The sequence below is a fragment of the Henriciella sp. AS95 genome, assembly GCF_038900055.1.
In the GTDB taxonomy this organism is placed as follows: Bacteria; Pseudomonadota; Alphaproteobacteria; order Caulobacterales; family Hyphomonadaceae; genus Henriciella.
Window position 1 is genome coordinate 3,152,304 of record NZ_JBBMQM010000001.1, and the last position, 19,168, is coordinate 3,171,471.

A 19,168-nucleotide genomic window follows, 5' to 3' on the forward strand; every position below is an offset into this window, starting at 1 on the left:
CTAGCGAGCGAGTTCTTCGACGAGGTCTTCGGAAGCCACTTCACTTGGCGCCTGTTCGGCTTCGCCACGCTGCTGCAGGATACGCAGCACGCGGGCGATATACTCCTGGGACCAGAGACCGCGCTCTTCAGCGGCTTTCCTGTCCGGCGTATAGGAATCGATTTCCTCGCGGGTGAGCACGCCTTTTTCTTCCAGCAACCGCTCCAGCGTATCGACGCGTTGGCGCGAGACCGCCAGTTCCTGCGAAACTGACAGCGTGATGGCCAGAACGGTTTCGACGTCTTCATCCAGAAACCAGGGCCGCTTACCTGCCGCCTTGGCACCGGATTCTCGAATTGCTGCTTCAATACTCATCAGCCTCTCCCGCCGATTACGTGCCATGCCGCCTTGCGGCCAAAATCCTCGGTCTCATCGTCGGCAGCGTCGGGGAACAGCTCCTTGTCGACCACCGCCGTAACAGCGCCATGGATGATGTCCTTCCGGTCAAAACCGGCCTCGGCCATTGCCTCATCGAGATCAAGCTCGTGCATGCGGCTCCAGAATGGCTCATTGTTGTAGAAGGCATCCCAGTCCCGAAGGGTCTGCTCGAAGATCGGCATGTCCTCAGAGTACTGAGGCTGCTCCACGTGCAGCACCACGCCGCCTGGCCGCAGGAGCCGGCGCGTTTCCTTCAGGATATTGCGCATGGACGATGAGGACAGCTCATGCAGGAACATCGTGGTCTGGATCCAGTCAAAGCTTGCGTCCGGATAGCGCGAAAGATCCTCACCGCTTGCCTGGACGAAACGGATATTGTCCACGCCCAGTGATTTGGCGCGGGCCAGTCCATAGCGCAGCATCGGTGCACCCAGATCGACGACCGTCACCTGAGCATCGGGATAGGCCTCGGCGATTGGCAGGCTGCTATGTCCGACCGTGCCGCCAATATCCAGAATGTCCTTCGGCTTGAAGTCCGGCAGGTTATTCTTCATCCAGTTGACGACAGCCCTGCCGCCACCATCGGTAAATTTGCCGAGCAGACCGGCCGAGGTGACGAAGTTGCCGTGGTCGTAATTGGCGCCATTGGTCACGTCGCCGGGGAAATATTCGGTGTGATAGCTGCCCGGCATGCAGTGGTGATCGACGCCGGAAACATAGCGCGGGATCGGGAGGGTCGGGTCAAGCTCGAGACGATCGTCGCCATCTGTCAGTTCAGCAGCAATCCGGGCCAGATCTTCACGCTGACGGATCGCCGTCCAACGACCGGCCTGCTGGCGCTGCTCCATCGTGGCGCGCCGGGCCGCCGACCAGAAGCGGAAAGCGAAATTGTCGAGAAGGGCCTTGCGGGCTTCCTGGCGGTTTGCGATCGGCCGTCCATTCTTCTTCTCGAATTCTGGCTCGACGCTGTTTTCATAAGCCGTCTTCACGTGCGGGACGAGCCTGGCCGACAGGTGCCGGTTCATCTGCGCGAGAAAGTTGAAGCGCTCGATCTCGTCATGGGTGGTTTTCGGGAAGACCGCATGACGACCAATGACGCGATAGTCAGGTGGGCCTTCATACTGGGGAGCGGAAGTTTCAGACGTCTGTTTCACGGCTAGTTTCCCTTTTTGGTATATGAGTATGCCATATTGTCAGGCTCGCCGTCCTCTGGCAAGGGGGTTGCAGATAGGGATGATTACGTAGGGCCATGCTGGCAGAACCGAAGCTGGCACAGCCCAAACCAATCTGAAATAACAATATCTACGGCACTATTGGGCCTATTTGCGCGCTGAATAGACGATGCAGACGCGCCGCGGCGGCTTGCGTTAAATTGCCGCTCAGGCGCTGACGCGTAGCAGAAGCTCTGTCGCCAGATAGCCGGCCCGCATGGGTTCGATCACGGAAAGCCCCTCGGCCTTCAGGATTGGCCCCATACCGGCCATGCAGGTGCAGCCGAGAACCAGCACGTCAGTATCCTCATGAGACAGGACATCCCGGCACTTCGCGATGACCTGCTGCATCGGCACGTATTGGCACGCCTGCATCTGGCTGATCGCATTACCCTCTTCGCCCATGGTTTCGAGGTCCTGGTCCTGAGACATGAAATGCAGGCCGTGGCAGTCATCTGCGGTCCCGGTCGCCTGAAGCACATGCTCCAGCAGGAAACGCAACCGCGGCGGCCACAGCGAGACGATGGAAAACCCGCGGCCGAGCTGCATCGCCAGGCGAACCGACACCTCCCCGGCCCCGGTGACCGGGATCGAGACAGCATTGCGCAGTTCCGCGAGGCCATAATCTCCCATCGTATTGATGAAGACCGCATCGAAGCCGTCCTTCTCGGCGGCGATACCGGCTGCCGTATAGGCATCGACAACCTGAAGGCGCGCCTCGGGCGTGCCGGGAAAAGTCGAGTTCGGCACCTGGATAAGGACCGGCTCAAACCCTGCGCCCGCAACTTCACGGATCGGGTCAGGGACGTCAGCCTGGTCTGTATTGCCGTCGCCCGTTCCGAGGATTGCAATTCGATAGGTCATGGCTGTTTCTCCGAAATTGGCCGTTCAGCAGCCTGCGTCGAAAATCTGCGCCAGGCTTTGATGAACGTCATCCAGGCCTTCGAAGATCGTCATGAGGGCGGCGAGCGAATCTGCTTCAGCGCCGCAGCCGCCAAATGTCATGCACGCCTGTGCCTTCTGCAGATGCTGTTGCTCCGTAAGCGGCCATTCCGGCGCCCCGAACTGCCGCATCACTTCTGTCTCGACGATCCGGCCATCATTGAGTTCGGCCCGCCCTGTCGCCGGCGCGAAAGCCGACCAGTCATCGGTGCCATCGCACTCGACCGAGATTTTTTCCGCCAGCGCCATCAAGCCCGGGTCGGACAGATTTTCGGTTGTGAAATCGGCAAGGGACACCGTTCCGCTTCGCAGGACGTTCGCCCCAAGCCAGGCAAAACACAGGCGCGCATAGTTTATGCTCATGTCCGGCACCGGACGACGCCCCACCAGTCTCTCGATAAGCGGAGGCGCCCGATAGACGAACCGCTTCAGATTGTGCTCGGAAATGCCTTCCTCGGTCATCAGGGTCTGCATGGCGACAATGGCGCCATGGGCGGCCCGCCCCGTCGGAAACGGCTTCCAGCTGAGCTCCTGTATCCGCTGGCGATCGCCAAGCCCGTCCAGAACGGGCTCCAGCTCAACATTGTCCTCGAACAGGGCAAAATATCCATATGGTCCGTCGATAGAGCCCTCAGGGGCTGGGAATCCAGCAGCGGCAAGATCAATCGCGATAATTGCCGAACGCGCAGCTCCCGCGACCTGGATCGCCAGTGTTGGCTTTCCTTCCACGTGCGCCTGCATCGTGCCACTGGCAAAAGCGAGCGCGTGGCCGAACGCTGTCCGGGCGACATCCGGCGAAAGCTCTCGCATGCGGGCAAGCGCCGCCACCGAACCGAAAATACCGGCGGTGGCCGGCCGGAAGAATTTCAAACTGCCTTTGACGGCAACGCCGAGCGAGGCAACGATTTCGACCCCGGCGACCACAGCTTCGAGAAACCGTTCTCCGCTGACGGGTGCGCTTCGGCCGGCTTCCGCCAGCAACGCTGCCCCAACCGTCGCCATAGGGTGGGCGACGGCCGGCTCATGGACGCAGTCATATTCCTGACTATGCACCTGATAGGCATTGACGAAAGCCGCAGACGGCGCCGGCAAGCGCACGCCTGGACGTCCGAGGACAAGACTGGTGCCCCCTTCCCCGGACCAGCCTTGTGCAACCGTGAAGACCGTATCTGCCAGCGGCTCATTACGCCCCGCTGCACCCACAGCCAGCGTATCGTGCAAAAACGTCTTGGCCGCTGCACAGCTCTCGGCCGGCAGGTCCGCCCACGCAATCGAAAGCGCGTGCGCCACCAGGCGGTCGGCGGCATTCATCACAGCTGGACGAGCACCTTGCCCATATGGCTTGCCTTGTCGAGATAGGCATAAGCCTCTGGCGCCTCATCAAAGCTGAAGACCCGGTCGACCAGCGGTTGGATCTGGTTGTCCGCGACAGCCTGGACGAGATCGCACAGCATGTCCCGGCTGCCAGCCGCAATGCCGTGAAGTCCGAGATTTTTGCCGATGATCGTTCCGAAATTCGGAAGGCCTTCGGTCGCTGCCCCGGCAAGGGCGCCGATAATCACGATACGCCCCAACGGCGCGGCCGCCTTGATCGATTCCGTCAGCGTTGCCTGACCGGCCGTATCGATCACGATGTCCGCACCGCCGCCAAGCGCGTCGAAGGCTGCGGGACCCCATTCCGGGGTCTTGCGATAATTGACCGTCGCATCGGCACCAAGCTTACGCACGGCATCCAGTTTTTCGTCACTGGACGAGGTCACACAGACACGCGCACCATTCATCTTCGCAATCTGCAGGGCCGCGATTGAAACGCCGCCAGTACCGAGCGTGAGGACGCGATCACCAGCCTTTATCTTGCCGATTTCGACGAGCGCGTTCCAGGCCGTCAGAGCAGCCGCCGGCAGCGTCGCCGCTTGCTTGTCATCCAGCGTATCGGGCACCTTTACCAGCGCCTCGGCCGGCACCGAAACGTATTCGGCAAGCCAGCCATTTTGGGTCACACCAAGGTCACGGGCAAAGACGCCTGGAAAGAAGGGACCACGGGTCCAGGACACAAAGTGCGGCGCGATCACGCGGTCGCCTTCGGCAAAACCGCTCACACCTTCGCCGCAAGTGACGACTTCGCCGATCCCTTCCGAGGTGGGGATGCAGGATTCGTCACGCTTCGGACCATATTCACCGCAGACGATGCGTACGTCGCGATGGTTCAGGCAGACGAGCTTCACTTTAACGATAACCGTGCCCGGCCCCGCTTCGGGATCTGGCACTTCCACGGCTTTCAGGGATGAAAGGCCCGTTTGCGATCCGATCTGATATGCTTTCACTGAATTCCCCGTTTCATTGCCAATAATCGAAGGAGCCGCCAGACATCATGCCGCCAGCGGCTCCATTTGTATTACGACTATAACAATAAAACGAGGATGTCACGACGGCCACAGCAAATTTTGTGGCTCAACGTCGCAAAGAACAGAATCCGGGCTCCTGAAAGCTCAGCTATCAGACATCGAGAGCAGACCCGTGAAGGTCGATTCGGATATTGAATTTGTCCGCGCGGTAATTCGCAATGGTGACAAGGAACGGACGGTCCTTCTTGTCATAGACAGTACGGCCGATCCGCAGAAGTGCAGCGCGCGGTTCCAGATCGAGCGCTTCGGCAAGACGGGTATCGGCCAGCGTCGCCCCGATCGTCTGCTCAGCGCGCTCTGCCTTATAGCCCGAATTTTCAAGCAGGCGGAGAATCGGCATCTTCGCCAGGGCGATGGAGGTCACCTGTTCAGACAGTTCAGCGGGCACGTAACTCACCACGTGGCCGAGCGGCATACCGTCAAGACAGCGCACGCGGATCGCCCGGATAACGGACTCGCCCTTCGGAATCTTCAAGGCACTTGCGATCCCTGGCGTCGGCGCCTCTTTCGCAATTTCCATCACGTTTACCGTGGTGCCGTCGCCAAGCGCCATGAGAGAATCGAGCGCCTGATGGATATCACCTTCGATCGGCTTGGCCGGAGACTTGAAGATCACCCGCGTCCCGAGCCGCCGGCGTCGTTCGACAAAATTGTTCTGTGCAAGTTCGTTCAGAACGCGGCGCGCCGTAATTCGAGATACGCCGAAAAGCTCTGTCATCTCCTGCTCAGTCGCCAGGATCGTTCCATACGGTCGCTGACCACTCAGAATCTCATCTCGGATCTGGAGATAAATCTGGTGATAGAGAGGGATAGGCGCGTCGCGATCCAGAGCTGTCTTCCCTTCCGTGGTTTCGTCTATGCTGTCGTCTAACAAGTGCTCTTTTCCTCCCCCGTCACTTCAAAGCTATACTTAATGCGGCCTAACCACAAATAGCTTAAAATTATAGCTTTTATCACCCGCGAAGCCTCGCCCCGCCACTCAGAACAGGTGATAGTAATACACATATCATGAATACATAAAGAATCTACCGACACGGCCGTCGGCCTTACGATTAGCACCAGAGCGATCACGTAGGGATTGTCAGCAGAACCGGTCGATTAAGCCGGTAAGCCGCCCCGGCCAATGTTCCAAAATCCGTTACGCAATGGCGGTGGCATCTGGATGAGGTCTCCGTGGAGGTCAATGGGGAGGCCCATTATCTGTGGCGGGCTGTCGATCACGAGGCCGAAATCCTTGAGAGCTACGTCTCGAAAACACGAGATAAATCAGCGGCTCTTCTGTTCCTGAAGAAAGCGATGAAAGATATCGGGAATATCGACCGCCACCAGGTCTTCAAATCAAAACGCGACACCGCTTTCATTGAATGGCGAAAGTTTCTTGCTGAATAGGTCAGGGCGCGCCTGCCATTGCTGGAGACAGGCTCGGGTTAGACTGACAGCTTCCTCCCGGGACATTCGTAACGACTTTTAAGGGCGCAAGATGTGAATGAATTGATGCGTTATTTGCACCACAAATGAGCGCTGCCGGCTGCTAGTCTGTTTTGGGCAAAAGTGACTCTGGAGCCGCATGACAGCGCCAAGAACTCTCTATGACAAGCTGGTCGACAGCCATACGGTCCGTACGATCGATGCGGCGAGCGGCGAGGTCCTACTTTACGTCGATCGCACGGTACTCAACGAGTATACGAGCCCGCAGGCCTTCACTGCTCTGCGGGAGGCGGATCGGCAGGTGTTTCGGCCCGGCTCCGCCCTCGGCGTCATCGACCATGTGAACTCGACACAGCCGCCTGACAAGACCTCACCTGAGGCCCAGTCTGCCGACATTCAGATGTCTTACTTCGTGCGCAACTGCCGTGATTTTGGCATTGAACTCTTCGATCTGTTCCACACCCGGCAAGGCATCGAGCATGTCGTGATGCCGGAGCTGGGCCTTGTGCTGCCGGGACTGGTTATCGCAGCCGGCGACAGTCACACCACGACTTATGGGGCCTTTGGAGCGCTCGGCTTCGGCATCGGAACGTCCGATATCGAACATTTCCTCGCCACACAGACTCTGCTCTATCGCCGCCTCAAGACGATGGAAGTCGCAATTAGCGGGACGCTTCCTATCGGAGTGACGGCGAAAGATATCGTGATGGCGGTCATCCACGAGATCGGCGCTGATGGGGCGCAGGGTCATGCGGTCGAGTTCACAGGGTCTGCGATCGAAACCTTGTCCATCGAAGGGCGGATGACGATCTGCAATATGGCTGTGGAATGCGGGGCGCGAGGTGCTCTGGTCGCGCCCGACCAGAAAGTCTTCGACTATCTCGCCGGACGGCCCAGGGCGCCGAAGAATGATGATCTTGCGTTGGCGCACACTTATTGGAAGACGCTGAAGTCCGCCCCTGATGCGAGGTTTGACAAGCGCATTGAACTCAACGCGCCGAAGATACAGCCCATGGTCTCCTGGGGCACGAGCCCAGATCAGGCGCTTCCAATAGATGGCACGATACCCGACCCGGCGCTTGAGCCGACGCCGTCTCGACGCCGCGATGCTGAAAGAGCACTCGAATATATGGGGCTCACGCCCGGCTCGAGAATGACTGACATTGCGATCGACCACGCCTTTATCGGCTCCTGTACAAATGCCCGCATCGAGGATTTGCGCGCCGCAGCTGCCATTCTCGACGGGCGCAAGGTGGCGGCTGGTGTCAAGGCGATCATCGTTCCGGGCTCTCGCGATGTAAAACGCGAGGCCGAGGCTGAAGGTCTCGACCAGGTTTTTCTCTCGGCGGGCTTCGAATGGCGCCAGTCTGGCTGTTCGATGTGCCTGGCAATGAATGATGATGTGATCCCGGCCGGCGGGCGCTGTGCCTCAAGTACCAACCGCAATTTTGAAGGCCGTCAGGGTGCCGGCGCGCGGACGCATCTTATGAGCCCTGCCATGGTTGCTGCCGCAGCAGTGGCCGGCCATCTCTGCGACGTCCGTGACTTCGAGGTTTCCCATGCGTCCTGAGCCGTTCGACCAGGTCTCCGGCACGATCGCGGCCCTTCCCGCCGCGAATATCGACACCGATGTCATCATGCCGAAAACGTTTCTGAAGGGCATCGACCGGAGCGGGCTGGAGCGCGGCGTGTTTCATGATTTGCGATTTGATGACCGTGGTGAGCCGCGCCCGGACTTCGTCCTCAACCAGCCGCCGTGGCGGAATGCCCGATTTCTGGTGACGGGCGGGAATTTCGGCTGTGGATCGAGCCGGGAACATGCCGTCTGGGGCCTTCTACAATTTGGCATCAGGGCGATCATCGCACCGTCCTTTGCGGGCATCTTCTTCGACAATTGCGCCCGAAACGGGCTGCTCGCCATCGAAGCTGCCGAAACAGATGTCGGCCATCTGACCGGCTGCGCCCAGGAGGCGCAAACAGTCACCATCAACCTGCCCGGCCAGGAGATCGAGACGCAGGACCGGACGCTGACTTTCGACATTAGCGAACAGCGCAAGACGATGCTTCTTCAAGGCCTTGATGCGGTCGGCATGACTCTGCAACGGCGCAAGGATATCGAAGCGTTCCAGGACCAGTATCTTGCTGACCGGCCATGGCTTGCCTGATCGAAACTGAGGAATCCAATACATGAACACCCCGCTCCGCAAAGTGGTCGTCACCCAGAAATTCTTTGACGAGGAAGCCATCAACTTTCTCAGGGATCGGAATATTGAGGTGGAGATTGCAACACTGCCGGACGGCAAGTCCGAAGCTGATCTTGATGTCGGCGATATCGAGAAACTGCTGGCTGGCGCTGGCGGCTGGATCGTTGGCCATGCGCGCATCACCCGTGATGTGCTCGCTGCCCTGCCTGATCTTGCCGTGATTTCCCGGCGAGGCGTCGGCTATGAAAAGGTCGATACTGAAGCGGCGAAAGAGATGGGCAAGCTCGTCGCGATTGCGGCTGGCGGCAATGACGCCTCAGTGGCCGATCAGGTTATCGGCATGATGATCTCACTCGGCCGACGGTTCGAGGAGGCCCACCGGGCGATGACGGACGGGAAATGGAGCATCCTTGTGGGGACGGAACTCTATCAGAAGACAGTGGGCATCGTCGGCTTCGGCCGGATCGGGCGCAGTCTTGCAAAACGGCTGCAGGGTTTCGATGCCGATATCCTGGTCTGTTCGCCGCGCCTCGATCCGGCCGATATCGAGACCTATGGACTGAAACCCGTCGACTTTCAGACCCTTTTGAAAGAGTCCGACTACATATCCATTCACGCCCCTCTCACGCCTGACACCCGGCACATGTTCGATGCTGACGCCTTCAACGTGATGAAGCCGACGGCAGTGCTGATAAATACAGCGCGCGGCGGCCTGGTAGACGATACCGCCCTGCTACAGGCACTTGAGACCGGGCGCATCCTTGGTGCTGGTCTCGATGTCTACGAGAGCGAGAGCAATCCCTCCCTGAAGCCTGTCACTGACGCGTTGATCGCGCGCCATGACGTCATCGCAGCCCCGCATGCAGGGGCATCAACGCACGAAGCGCTAGCGCGTACGAACATGATTGCCGCCGTCTGCGCGGCCGATGTGATCGACGGCCGCGACCCGCCCCGCCAATGCGTGATCGTCGACGGGCGCTGACAGGGCGCGGCGCGCACCAGCGTCGGACCGGCGCCGCGCCGCGCCATGCTATTAAGCGCTTCAGCCTCTATGCATCGCTCGCCGGTGCCACAGAGGCCCGCGCCTCCAGTATCTCACGATCCTCCCTATGTGCTTGCCGTGTCAGCGGATAGTTGCGGCACAGAAACGCGCAGAGGGCGAAGACGAGGATCGGCGCAACCGTGAAGACCATGATCAGCCCGATCCGGTGGCTCGGGTCGCCCGGCTCTTCGGGATTGAATCCGATCAAGGCCAGAAGCAGGAAACTTATCCCGATCGCCAGCGCCTGGCCGATCTTGTAGGCCGTGCTCATGAAAGCGAAATAGAAGCCGGCCTTGTTGACGCCTGAGCGTACATCCTCGCGATCCACCTGATCGGCCATCATCGACCGCAGAAGGGCCTGGGGCGCGCCGAAGCCGATGCCCATGACAGCAATCATGGCAACAAACAGCCAGGTCGGCCCAAATAACAGCACCGGAATGATCATGATATTGCCGGTCAGCGAGTAGAGACACGCAATCATCAGCGCAGTGTGCTTTTCCAGGCGCTTGCTGAACCACAGCCAGAGCGGGATGCCGATTATCGACGCCACGAAGAAGACAAGCAGGACGGTGCTCGCACCGCTTTCAAATCCAGCGATACCCCTCGCGACGAAGAGGAAGGTTGCAGCGGTAACGCCAACGCCGACACCGGTCGCGATCTCGATCAGGAGGACACGCCACAGCGTCGAATTCTTCAGGCTCGCCGCGATCTCTTTGAGGCTCATCTCCTGGCGCTCGACCTTGACTGGCGAGATCGTCTTGTCAGGGACAAACACGAAAGCCAGCACGACAGCGGCCGGGAGGGCAAGGATCAGGAACCAGCCCATAACCGAAACTTCGGTATAGGCATCGACCTCAAATCGCATACCGACGAGCGCTGGCAGGGCCAGGATGAAAATCGTCCCGCACGCATTGACGATTTCGCGGGCTCCGAACAGGCGCGAGCGGTCGTCATAGCCCGGCGCCAGGTCAGCGCCCCAGGCCTGGTGGGCTGTCTGCAGGAAGGTCCAGCCGGTGTAGATGATGAGCAGCTGCAGGAGCAGGAAACCCGCACTCGCCTGGCCGCCCCGTTCCGGCATAAACAGGAAGAAGGCGGTGATGCACATCATCGGAATACTGACGGCGATCCACGCCTTTCGCCGGCCATGGCGCCACTGATACCGGTCGACGACAATGCCGACGATCGGGTCCGAGATGACGTCCCAGACGCGGGCGATCATGAAGACGATGCCCACCGCCGCCAGACCAAGTCCCGCCTGACTCGCATAAAGCGGCGGCAAGTAGGTCGTCACTGGCAAGCCGACGGCCACGATCGGGAAGGTCAGACTGCAATAGGCGAGCAGCCGAAAGAGCGGCAGGCGGTGATTTGGGTCTTTTGGCGGGTTCATGTGATGCGTCTCGGTTCAGACCTTAGCGGTCGAAGCCGGGATTCTCCCGCTTCAGCCGACGCAGAAGAGCAGGCCAGACCAGCATGTCAGCGGCCTTCGACATGCTGCGAGACTGTTGCTCCACGACGGTCTGGACCTCGCCCTGCGGCGTCACAAGCTTGTCACTGCCCTGCGCAGCGATCTGGATCGAGCATGAGCGTTCGAGAAAGTACATGAAGGTAAAGGCAGACCCAACCGTATCGCCCACAGCCATCGTGCCGTGATTGCGCAGGATCATGACATTGCTGTCGCCAAGGTCGGCCACGAGACGCGGGCGCTCGTCATGGTCGAGCGCGACACCTTCATAGTCATGATAGGCAAGCTGGCCGTTCAACAACATGGCCGTCTGATTGGTTGGCAGCAGGCCTTCTTCCTGACAGGAGACGGCTACCCCGTCGACCGTGTGCAGATGCAGGACGCAATTGGCATCCTCGCGCGCGTCATGCACGGCCGAATGGATCGTGAAGCCGGCGGGATTTACGATTGCATCTGAGGCATCGACCTTCTGGCCGTCGAGATCGACCTTGACGAGGGAAGACGCCGTGATCTCCTCAAACAGCCATCCATAGGGATTGATCAGGAAGTGATGTTCTGGCCCGGGCACCCGAGCGGAAATGTGCGTGAAGACGAGGTCATCCCATCCGAACAGGGCAACCAACCGGTAAGCGGCAGCGAGATCACAGCGGATTTTCCATTCGGCTTCCGTGCAAGATGGCAGCTGGCGTTCAGCAAGTGCAGTCATGGTGTCGCTCCTGATTTGTATTCGAGTGGCGGCGTGCAGGCGTGTGGCAGATTTAGTCGAGATCGACATCCAGGAGCCGGACATATTGCTGGCCCGAATGCATGTCGCGCTCGACCATTCCGCCCTGTGGGGTCGCTCTTGGATAAGAGATCTTGATGAGGTGGAATTCGGGAACGTCTATCTTTTTAACCAGCGCCGCATCTGTTCCGTACAGGCGACGAAAGACTTCGGGGCCCAACGCTTGGCTGTCCTTGTATCGTTCGAAACTGTCGGCGCTTTCGAACCATATATCCATGGTCACCCAGAACGGGCCGGCCTGCTTCGATCTGATGTGCTTACAAACGTCACGTAGCTTGGTCACAGTGTTGGGCACCCTTTTCTCTCTATCCGGGACAGCGCTCATGGATTGATCCATTCTGTCCGCACAAGCTGCAGCGGATCATCAACTTCAACCACGTGATTGAGTTTGAACTCGTAGATCTGGCCTCGCGGAACATCGGCCGGCGTGAAGGCAAAACCATAACTTGGAAGCTCCTTCTCCATCACCGCCGGATAGTGGAAGAAGTACGGATTGCAGGCATGCGCGATGGCGTTGGCAAGTTCCTGCGACCTCGCTGTTGCAACGAACAAAGCGCCGATCTCGCGCGGCGGCGGCGTGCCCTCCGGAACCGCAGCGCCGTCAACGGCATTCCAGCCATACATTCTGACCGAGATATTGAAATGGTCATGCTCTTCAGGCGGCATGGACTCGCGTGCCCTCGCATCGAGCGCAGCCAAGAACCGATCATGGAATCCGGACACGTCAGCGAGCACATCTGGATCCTGAATGCCGACGAGCATGATGGTTTGGTACATCCCGCCCCCAGCGCCTTCGAGCTTCATCGTATAGGGCCGCTTCACCCATTGTGCGCCGTTGACCCGGACCGCGCGATCGCCGGGCAGCTGCTCATACGTCGCCCCCGTCACATCGAGCTGACCACCCGGCTCTGTCAGGATGTAAGGATTGGTGTTCTCGTAAAGCATGTGAGCGCCAACGCTTTGCGGCGTACAGAGATTGTCCTGCGCAAGCGGCTCAACCTCGAAACCTTTGTGACCGACTGTGAGAAGCACGCCGGCTCCATCCCGCTTGTCGGCGCATTGGGCGCCGCATTCGCCAATCTTGCCGGCATGCCATGACGGGCCCCATCCTGCTCCCTTCCATATGGGAAAACTGGCCAGGACGGCGGGGTCCGTGGACCGGCCGCCCAGAATCACATCCGCCCCGGCTTCAAGCGCAGCGATATACGGCTCGACGCCCATCAGCGCGACGATATGGTCGCATTGATCCACCGCTTCATCTTCGAGCGGCCCGAGCGGCGGCAGCGGCTTGATCCGGCCATCGGCGTTGAATGATTTGATGTCCCGTCCGGTTTGCTCGCTGTACAGCAAGGCAATCTTGGGCGAGAGACCGAGTTCTTCGACCACTTCCAGAAGAATGTCCCGGGTCCAGTCGACATTGAGATCACCGCCGGCCTGCCCCGAGGTCCCGATAATGACAGGAATTCCTGCTTTCTCATGAGCCTTCATCAGGATCGTCAGATCCCGCTTGACCGCGCCCCGGCTATTCTTCGACTTGCCAGTGGCAAGATAGGCTGCACCGCTGTCGGTGGAGCCTGCATCGGACGCAATTGCCTGCGCGCCCTGGGCCAGGCCATAGTCGACTTCCTCTTCACGAACACCGGCGCCGAGGGAGCCGCATGGAACAAGGATTTTTACGGGGAGTATCTGATTGTCAGTCATTATCGGTGCTGGATGTCCATGAGTGGATGAAGCGCCCGGCCTTCGGGCGCTCCATTATGATTTCAATAGTTCCAGGATAGGGTGACGCCGTAGGTTCTCGGTGGGCTGAACGCCCCGAAATTGGCGCCAAGGAATACTGCCTGGAAGGTGCGTGTACGCTCATCCGTGAGGTTCTTGCCCCAAAGCGACAGTTCCAGCCCGTTGCCGAAATTTCCCAGAATTGCGCGCGCATCGACGAAATGTGTCGGATCTCGCACTTCCGGAGGCTGGTTGCTGTTGTCGTCGAATATCTCGCTGGCATACCGGTAATCCGCCGCCAGCGTCAGATCGACCCCATTGGCGAATGTGTACACATAGGATGGCGAGATCGTGAGCTTGTGTTCGGGTGTCCGAGAAATCCTGTTGCCCGAATAGTCGACACCGCCCTCTACGAACTCATCGAAGGTCGCATCCGTATAGGCGTAGGCCACGGCCAGATTGAAACCGTCGGCCGGCGAGACGGCCAGCTGGGTTTCATAGCCCTTGATGGTCGCTGCGCCTGCATTGTCCGTGACATTGATACCGTTGATGGTCTGGACCGTCTGAAGGTCGGTATAGTCGAGATAGAACAGCGTATTGTTCCAGATCATCGCCCCGTCAAACAGCGTGCTCTTCTGACCGATCTCATACTGGATCGCCGACTCCGGCTCGAATGGCACAACGGCCTCAGGAGCCGTGGCTGGCTGGTCCTGGAAGCCGCCGCTCTTATAGCCGCGGGAGATACTGGCATACAGCATATCATCAGGTGTGGCCTGAAATTCGAGACCGGCGCGATAGGTCCAGTCGTCGAAATCGGCCGAAGCGCTCGCCTCAAATATGTCGTCAGAACGAAGAGGCGCATCGCTATCGAGGTTCCCCACGGTGTAAGACTTCTCGTCCTTGGAATAACGCAGACCGCCGAAGATATTCCAGCGATCGCCGACCGGAACGGAGACGTCACCGAAGACAGCATAACTGTCGAGCTCCGCACGCTGATCGAAGACTTCTGTCAACGGGATCGGGGCGACGAGCGCAGAATCGAGCGTGAAGACGTCGAGCCGGTCAACTTCATGGGCATACCGGTAAAGCCCGACAACCCAATCAATATTGCCCGAAGGGAGGGAGGAAAGCCGCAATTCCTGACTGGAAAGTTCTGATTGCTCCCCGCTTACGTCCGGAGAGTCGCTGCTGATGTCGACACCGTTGAAACCGGGTGATGTCGGGTCCGGGTTGCCTCCATCAAAGTCGTAATTGAACCCGTAATCGAGGTCGCGATAGGAGGCGAGAAAGGTCAGTGTACCAAAGCTGAAGTCATTCGCGATCTCACCGCGTAGGCCATAGGTATCACGATCCTGAAAGCCGACCCGGGAACCATAAGTCACGTCCGGGTCGAAGTTTTGGCTATAGAAGTTCGAGAGCGGATCAGACGCATCGAGCTCGAGCACGTGATTGGCTGGGCCGGATGCGCGGTCTCTCGTGCCATCCAGTGTCAGATGCACACGCATCGTTTCGGTTGGCTCGGTATAGAACTGCACCCGCCCACTCAGCGTGTCCTGATCCTCAACGTCCTCGTTCAGAAATCGGTTTTCGACATAGCCGTCATGACTGCGATAGGACCCGCTGACACGGACAGCGCTCGACCCGTTGGCGAATGGCAGATTGATGAAACCTGCGCCGTCGAGCCGGTTGTAATTGCCATAGGTGAGGCTTGTGCCGGCATCAAAGCCTTCAAGATCGGGTCGTTTGGTGATGACATTGATTGCACCGCCTACAACGTTGCGGCCAAACAGCGTGCCTTGCGGGCCTTTGAGCACCTCGATCCGCTCCAGATCAAAAGCGTCGAAGGCGACCATGGCAGGCCGACCGAGATAAACTTCATCAAGGAAAACAGCCGAGCTGGGGTCACCTGCAGCCCCGCGATCAGATGAACCGATCCCTCGAATGAACAGGCGGGCCTGCGTGGCCGGAAATGCGTCGAAGCTGAGACCCGGCGTGCGGCTCACAATGTCGTCGATCTGCTGGATGCGCGCATTCTCAATCTCTTCTGCGCCAAAGGCTGTCACCGTCACCGGTACATCCTGGAGGCTTTCAGCCCGGCGCTGCGCCGTGATGGTGACAACGCCCAGACGCGATCGGCATCTTCTGTATCTTGCGGGTCAGCTGCCTGTTGCGCCTGCGCCGGCATCGCCAGAGCTGCGCCCACGGCAAAAGAACACACCCCGGCCATAAGGCTCGTCGTTAGGGTCTTCATGTCTACTCCTCCCAGTCCGTTTTTCGTCCGGTGTGTCGTCCACCGATGCGCGAGCCTAAGACCAGGAAGGCGAAAACCGCGTGGCAAGAATTTTACATTTTTGGATAAAGTGTGCTGGAGGGGGATTGAGCCGTCAGAGTTGCCAGTCCAAGGGGGTTTGAGGCAGATTGGCGGACGGAGACCATGATGCACATCGCCGGACGCCTAAACTGGATTGAAGAACTGCCGCAAGACGCGCAGACGGCCATACGTCAGCGTTTCGTGTATCGGAATTTGAGTGCGGGCGACGTGATCGGCGAAGCCGGCCAGCCTTCCGAAGGCATGTATCAGGTTCAGTCCGGCTATATCAAAATGCTCGCCGATCAGCCCGACGGGGAGCGCGCCCTGCTTCTCATCTATATGCGCGGCAATTGTTTCGGTGAATCCACAGTGATCGCGCAGCGACCTCATCATCACACGACGGTGGCAGCCAGCGCGGCCCGCATCGCCTTTCTCAACCATGCGGACTTTCACGATCTCTACTGCCAGTACCCGTCCATCCCTGAAGCGCTTTGCCGAAAGTTCGCAACGGCCCTTAGCTCGATGATCTCGTTCAGAGAAACCCAATCTCAGGCTAATGTCGGCCAGCGCGTGGCCCGCGTGCTCTACAATTTGGCGGAAGTCAGTGATGCCCAGCAGGTCGGCCAGTACCGGGAAATCGATGTGCCGTTCACCATCGCCGATCTGTCCAGCTTTCTCGGTGTCACGCGCCAGACCGTGCAGAAGGAAATCTCCGCGCTCAAGAAGCGGAACCTGATCTACAAGCTTCACGGCACCTGGACGGTCAGGGATATGAGCCAGCTGAACAGCCTCACCTTCCAGGCCGAGCCTGTTTCCGCCACAAAGGACTGACGCCCTCCAGCGCTCTCACACCGAGGGATATGCGTTCAACGCCTTGGTCCATAGCGCTTCGGCGGCCGGGGACTGGCGGGCGCGCGGACGCCAGAGCCGAATCTCGATCGGAACGTCCTGTTCCGGAATCGGCGCCCTCAGCAGGGTCCCGGTTTCAATATCTTCTGTGACCAGGCTAAGCGCCGTCCAGGCCACCCCGCGTCCGCTGCGGGCCATGGCCGTGAGCACGCTTGCGAGATGAGAAGTGAAGACCGGACTCGCCGGTGGCTCATTCCCCGATTTCGCCCAGGCGGCAGCCAGGATCCGCCCCATCCCGGATTCAGGAGCAAATGCCAGCTGCGGCGGAGCGGACTGGCTAATGCTGTCGGCAAGGCGCGGCGCGATGACAGGAAGAAGGACATCCTCGCCCAGGACAACCGAGCGGAAATCCTTTCCGAACCGGGTCGCCGCAGCCTCATGGTGATGGCACAGCAGAAACTGCGCGCTTCCTTCCACCATGAGTCTTTCACAAGCGACCATATGATCCGCCGTCAGCTCGACCGTGACGCTGGTGGGCTCGTCCTTCTCCAACTGGCGCAACCATGCCGGAAAGAATGTCAGCGAGAGCGCATGGGTCGAGGCGAATCTGAGCGTCTCGGCTGACGCCTTCCCGATGCCGCGCGCTTCCTCCCGGCCAAGCTGCAGGCGGCGAAGGGTCTGCTCGGCAACCGCCTTGAAGGCCTCTCCGGCAGGCGTGAGCTTCATCGTATGCGTTGTCCGGTCGATAAGCTGCGCACCGACCCAGTCCTCCAGCGAGCGGATGCGCCGGCTGAATGTCGGCTGCGTGACCGCTCGCTGTTCGGCGGCGCGCGCAAACCCGCCTTCTTCAATCAGCGCCAGAAAGTCATCCAGCCATTCAGTATTCATGTCGGTGGACCCTCAAATGCTCCAGGCTGGCAGAACGCCACGATGTATTGCATACGCGCCGAGCGCGCAAAGCTCGCCGTCCAGTTTGATTGAGACGCTGGCATCCTACTGACTGATTGATGTCATGAATGGAAGACGCTCCTGCCCCTGATCCCGAACGACATATTCGTTGCTTCAAAAGCTCCATAGGTTAGCAGCAATCGAAAGTGCTGTGACTCGTTGCCAAAGCGGATTTTTCCCTGAACTGCCCACAAAACCGAAAAATCTCGGGGTGGACAGCGCGTCGAGCGAACCGGAGTATCTGCAGATATGAGTAAATGCTTTGGTCTCCGAGATGGTGGCAGGTTCGTCTGCAGGTTTTTCCAGTCCGCAATGCTCGTCCTGGGATTGGGCGCGCCTGTCATCGCCAACGCCGAGACACCTGCAGCCTGCGTTGAGGCGCTGCCGCCAGTCTGGGTGGAGGGCGGTCGCTTCACACTGGGAAGTAATGAAACCTACCGCGAAGAGGCGGCTGCCAATGAGGTGGATGTATCAGGCTTCTGGATGGACCCGACAGAAGTCACCGTGGGTGATTTCGATAAATTCGTGAAAGCGACTGGCTACGTCACAATCGGCGAGCGCGGTCTCGACGAAGATGACGTCGACGCCGAAATCCTGAAAGCCTACCCGCAATATCGCGAATTGATGGTGCCAGGTGGCGCCGTATTCAAACCGAATGCGCGAAGCTCCCTGCGCAACGCAAACTGGTGGGCGTTCGTGCCGGATGCCAATTGGCGCTACCCCGAAGGCCCGGATGAAGTCGCAGCGGAGCCTTCTCACCCGGTCACCCAGATTGCTTATGAAGACGCCGCTCAGTACGCCGCTTGGGTGGGGGGCCGACTGCCAAGCGAGGCGGAGTGGGAATACGCAGCCCTCGCTGGTCAGTCCAACGAAGAATTCGGGTCTGCGCCGCCTTCCGAAGCGAACACGTGGCAAGGGATTTTCCCGGTCATCAACACGGCCGATGATGGGTTTGCCGAGGTCGCTCCGGTCGGGTGTTTTGCGCCAAATCAGAATGGGCTCTACGATATGCTGGGCAATGTCTGGGAATGGACGGCCGATCCATATGCCCCTGGCCACGCCACTCATCGCCCAGATGCACCGTCCTCGGCGGAAAAGGAAAGCAGCGTCTCCACCCCCGACGAACCGCCGGCCAGGGTGATCAAGGGCGGCAGCTTCCTCTGCGCTGCCAATTACTGCCGACGCTATCGCCCCGCTGCGCGACAACCCCAGGAAACCGGTCTCGGCACGAACCATATCGGTTTCAGAGTCGTGTACGACCGCCCTCCCCCAGCAGAATCACAATCTAAGCAATGAGCAGAATTGAGCGCCGCGATAGGGCAGCGCGCGCCTCGAATTGCTGGAAACCGGTTCGCAATAGACGGACAGCAGCGCCAGCCCAACCGTTTCGAACGCCACCAAAGCCCGGCATTCGATGTGTATTAACGCAAGCCCCTGGCTGCATTG

The 19,168-nt window shown here is 59.4% G+C and carries 18 protein-coding genes and 1 pseudogene; 6 read left to right on the top strand and 13 right to left on the bottom strand.

Going from position 1 to position 19,168, the window contains the following annotated elements; translation table 11 throughout:
* The 6 genes from WNY37_RS15155 to WNY37_RS15180 form a co-directional block, all read right to left on the bottom strand.
* Positions 1–354 (bottom strand): hypothetical protein, encoded by a 354-nt coding sequence (locus WNY37_RS15155; protein ID WP_342974237.1) that lies wholly within the window; start codon positions 352–354, stop codon positions 1–3.
* Entirely contained in the window at positions 354–1,571 is a 1,218-nt protein-coding gene (locus WNY37_RS15160) for a class I SAM-dependent methyltransferase (RefSeq protein WP_342974238.1), read from the bottom strand. Before WNY37_RS15160 ends, WNY37_RS15155 begins: the two co-directional genes overlap by 1 nt.
* 225 nt (positions 1,572–1,796) lie before the next feature.
* Positions 1,797–2,492, bottom strand: coding sequence for an aspartate/glutamate racemase family protein (locus WNY37_RS15165; protein WP_342974239.1), 696 nt, complete (start codon positions 2,490–2,492; stop codon positions 1,797–1,799).
* A 24-nt stretch (positions 2,493–2,516) separates the two neighbouring features.
* The gene (locus WNY37_RS15170; protein WP_342974908.1) at positions 2,517–3,881 is read right to left on the bottom strand and encodes an MmgE/PrpD family protein; all 1,365 of its coding nucleotides are present in this window, start codon (positions 3,879–3,881) and stop codon (positions 2,517–2,519) included.
* Positions 3,881–4,894 (bottom strand): NAD(P)-dependent alcohol dehydrogenase, encoded by a 1,014-nt coding sequence (locus WNY37_RS15175; RefSeq protein WP_342974240.1) that lies wholly within the window; start codon positions 4,892–4,894, stop codon positions 3,881–3,883. Before WNY37_RS15175 ends, WNY37_RS15170 begins: the two co-directional genes overlap by 1 nt.
* 172 nt (positions 4,895–5,066) lie before the next feature.
* The gene (locus tag WNY37_RS15180; protein ID WP_342974241.1) at positions 5,067–5,849 is read right to left on the bottom strand and encodes a GntR family transcriptional regulator; all 783 of its coding nucleotides are present in this window, start codon (positions 5,847–5,849) and stop codon (positions 5,067–5,069) included.
* A gap of 257 nt (positions 5,850–6,106) precedes the next feature.
* On the opposite strand from WNY37_RS15180, the pseudogene WNY37_RS15185 reads away from it, so the two are divergent.
* From WNY37_RS15185 to WNY37_RS15200, 4 genes and pseudogenes are all read left to right on the top strand, one after another.
* A pseudogene (locus WNY37_RS15185) lies at positions 6,107–6,277 on the top strand (DDE-type integrase/transposase/recombinase); the annotation flags it as partial.
* Between the two features lie 265 nt (positions 6,278–6,542).
* Positions 6,543–7,973: a 3-isopropylmalate dehydratase large subunit gene (gene leuC, locus WNY37_RS15190; protein WP_342974242.1), complete on the top strand. Its 1,431-nt coding sequence runs from the start codon at positions 6,543–6,545 to the stop codon at positions 7,971–7,973.
* Entirely contained in the window at positions 7,963–8,568 is a 606-nt protein-coding gene (gene leuD, locus WNY37_RS15195) for a 3-isopropylmalate dehydratase small subunit (RefSeq protein ID WP_342974243.1), read from the top strand. Before leuC ends, leuD begins: the two co-directional genes overlap by 11 nt.
* 22 nt (positions 8,569–8,590) lie before the next feature.
* Complete coding sequence (locus WNY37_RS15200; protein ID WP_342974244.1) at positions 8,591–9,589, top strand: phosphoglycerate dehydrogenase; 999 nt, start codon at positions 8,591–8,593, stop codon at positions 9,587–9,589.
* A 67-nt stretch (positions 9,590–9,656) separates the two neighbouring features.
* On the opposite strand, the gene WNY37_RS15205 is transcribed toward WNY37_RS15200, so the two are convergent.
* The 6 genes from WNY37_RS15205 to WNY37_RS15230 all read right to left on the bottom strand — a co-directional run bounded on the left by WNY37_RS15205 (position 9,657) and on the right by WNY37_RS15230 (position 15,865).
* Positions 9,657–11,036 carry an MFS transporter gene (locus WNY37_RS15205; protein WP_342974245.1) on the bottom strand — a complete coding sequence of 460 codons (1,380 nt, stop codon included), beginning with the start codon at positions 11,034–11,036 and terminating at the stop codon, positions 9,657–9,659.
* Positions 11,037–11,058: 22 nt separating this feature from the next.
* Positions 11,059–11,817 (bottom strand): class II aldolase/adducin family protein, encoded by a 759-nt coding sequence (locus WNY37_RS15210; RefSeq protein ID WP_342974246.1) that lies wholly within the window; start codon positions 11,815–11,817, stop codon positions 11,059–11,061.
* 52 nt (positions 11,818–11,869) lie between these two features.
* Complete coding sequence (locus WNY37_RS15215; RefSeq protein ID WP_342974909.1) at positions 11,870–12,178, bottom strand: DUF4387 domain-containing protein; 309 nt, start codon at positions 12,176–12,178, stop codon at positions 11,870–11,872.
* 38 nt (positions 12,179–12,216) lie between these two features.
* Entirely contained in the window at positions 12,217–13,596 is a 1,380-nt protein-coding gene (locus WNY37_RS15220; protein ID WP_342974247.1) for an acyclic terpene utilization AtuA family protein, read from the bottom strand.
* A gap of 62 nt (positions 13,597–13,658) precedes the next feature.
* Positions 13,659–15,683, bottom strand: coding sequence for a TonB-dependent receptor (locus tag WNY37_RS15225; protein WP_342974248.1), 2,025 nt, complete (start codon positions 15,681–15,683; stop codon positions 13,659–13,661).
* The gene (locus WNY37_RS15230) at positions 15,680–15,865 is read right to left on the bottom strand and encodes a hypothetical protein (protein WP_342974249.1); all 186 of its coding nucleotides are present in this window, start codon (positions 15,863–15,865) and stop codon (positions 15,680–15,682) included. Before WNY37_RS15230 ends, WNY37_RS15225 begins: the two co-directional genes overlap by 4 nt.
* A 183-nt stretch (positions 15,866–16,048) precedes the next feature.
* Here WNY37_RS15230 and WNY37_RS15235 point away from each other — a divergent pair, with 183 nt between their 5' ends.
* Entirely contained in the window at positions 16,049–16,756 is a 708-nt protein-coding gene (locus WNY37_RS15235) for a Crp/Fnr family transcriptional regulator (protein ID WP_342974250.1), read from the top strand.
* Positions 16,757–16,771: 15 nt separating this feature from the next.
* Here WNY37_RS15235 and WNY37_RS15240 read toward each other — a convergent pair whose 3' ends face one another.
* Positions 16,772–17,662, bottom strand: a complete 891-nt coding sequence (locus tag WNY37_RS15240; RefSeq protein WP_342974251.1) for a LysR substrate-binding domain-containing protein — start codon at positions 17,660–17,662, stop codon at positions 16,772–16,774.
* A gap of 309 nt (positions 17,663–17,971) precedes the next feature.
* Between WNY37_RS15240 and WNY37_RS15245 the strand changes: the two genes are divergently transcribed.
* On the top strand, positions 17,972–19,018 hold the full coding sequence (locus WNY37_RS15245) for a formylglycine-generating enzyme family protein (RefSeq protein WP_342974252.1): 1,047 nt from the start codon (positions 17,972–17,974) through the stop codon (positions 19,016–19,018).
* Positions 19,019–19,168 lie beyond the last annotated feature (150 nt).

Excerpts from the sequence above, each read along its gene's own strand:
- WNY37_RS15155 (WP_342974237.1), bottom strand. The coding sequence starts at position 354 with ATGAGTATTGAAGCAGCAATTCGAGAATCCGGTGCCAAGGCGGCAGGT.
- WNY37_RS15165 (WP_342974239.1), bottom strand. The coding sequence starts at position 2,492 with ATGACCTATCGAATTGCAATCCTCGGAACGGGCGACGGCAATACAGAC.
- WNY37_RS15170 (WP_342974908.1), bottom strand. The coding sequence starts at position 3,881 with ATGAATGCCGCCGACCGCCTGGTGGCGCACGCGCTTTCGATTGCGTGG.
- leuC (WP_342974242.1), top strand. The coding sequence starts at position 6,543 with ATGACAGCGCCAAGAACTCTCTATGACAAGCTGGTCGACAGCCATACG.
- leuD (WP_342974243.1), top strand. The coding sequence starts at position 7,963 with ATGCGTCCTGAGCCGTTCGACCAGGTCTCCGGCACGATCGCGGCCCTT.
- WNY37_RS15200 (WP_342974244.1), top strand. The coding sequence starts at position 8,591 with ATGAACACCCCGCTCCGCAAAGTGGTCGTCACCCAGAAATTCTTTGAC.
- WNY37_RS15205 (WP_342974245.1), bottom strand. The coding sequence starts at position 11,036 with ATGAACCCGCCAAAAGACCCAAATCACCGCCTGCCGCTCTTTCGGCTG.
- WNY37_RS15210 (WP_342974246.1), bottom strand. The coding sequence starts at position 11,817 with ATGACTGCACTTGCTGAACGCCAGCTGCCATCTTGCACGGAAGCCGAA.
- WNY37_RS15220 (WP_342974247.1), bottom strand. The coding sequence starts at position 13,596 with ATGACTGACAATCAGATACTCCCCGTAAAAATCCTTGTTCCATGCGGC.
- WNY37_RS15230 (WP_342974249.1), bottom strand. The coding sequence starts at position 15,865 with ATGAAGACCCTAACGACGAGCCTTATGGCCGGGGTGTGTTCTTTTGCC.
- WNY37_RS15235 (WP_342974250.1), top strand. The coding sequence starts at position 16,049 with ATGATGCACATCGCCGGACGCCTAAACTGGATTGAAGAACTGCCGCAA.
- WNY37_RS15240 (WP_342974251.1), bottom strand. The coding sequence starts at position 17,662 with ATGAATACTGAATGGCTGGATGACTTTCTGGCGCTGATTGAAGAAGGC.
- WNY37_RS15245 (WP_342974252.1), top strand. The coding sequence starts at position 17,972 with ATGAGTAAATGCTTTGGTCTCCGAGATGGTGGCAGGTTCGTCTGCAGG.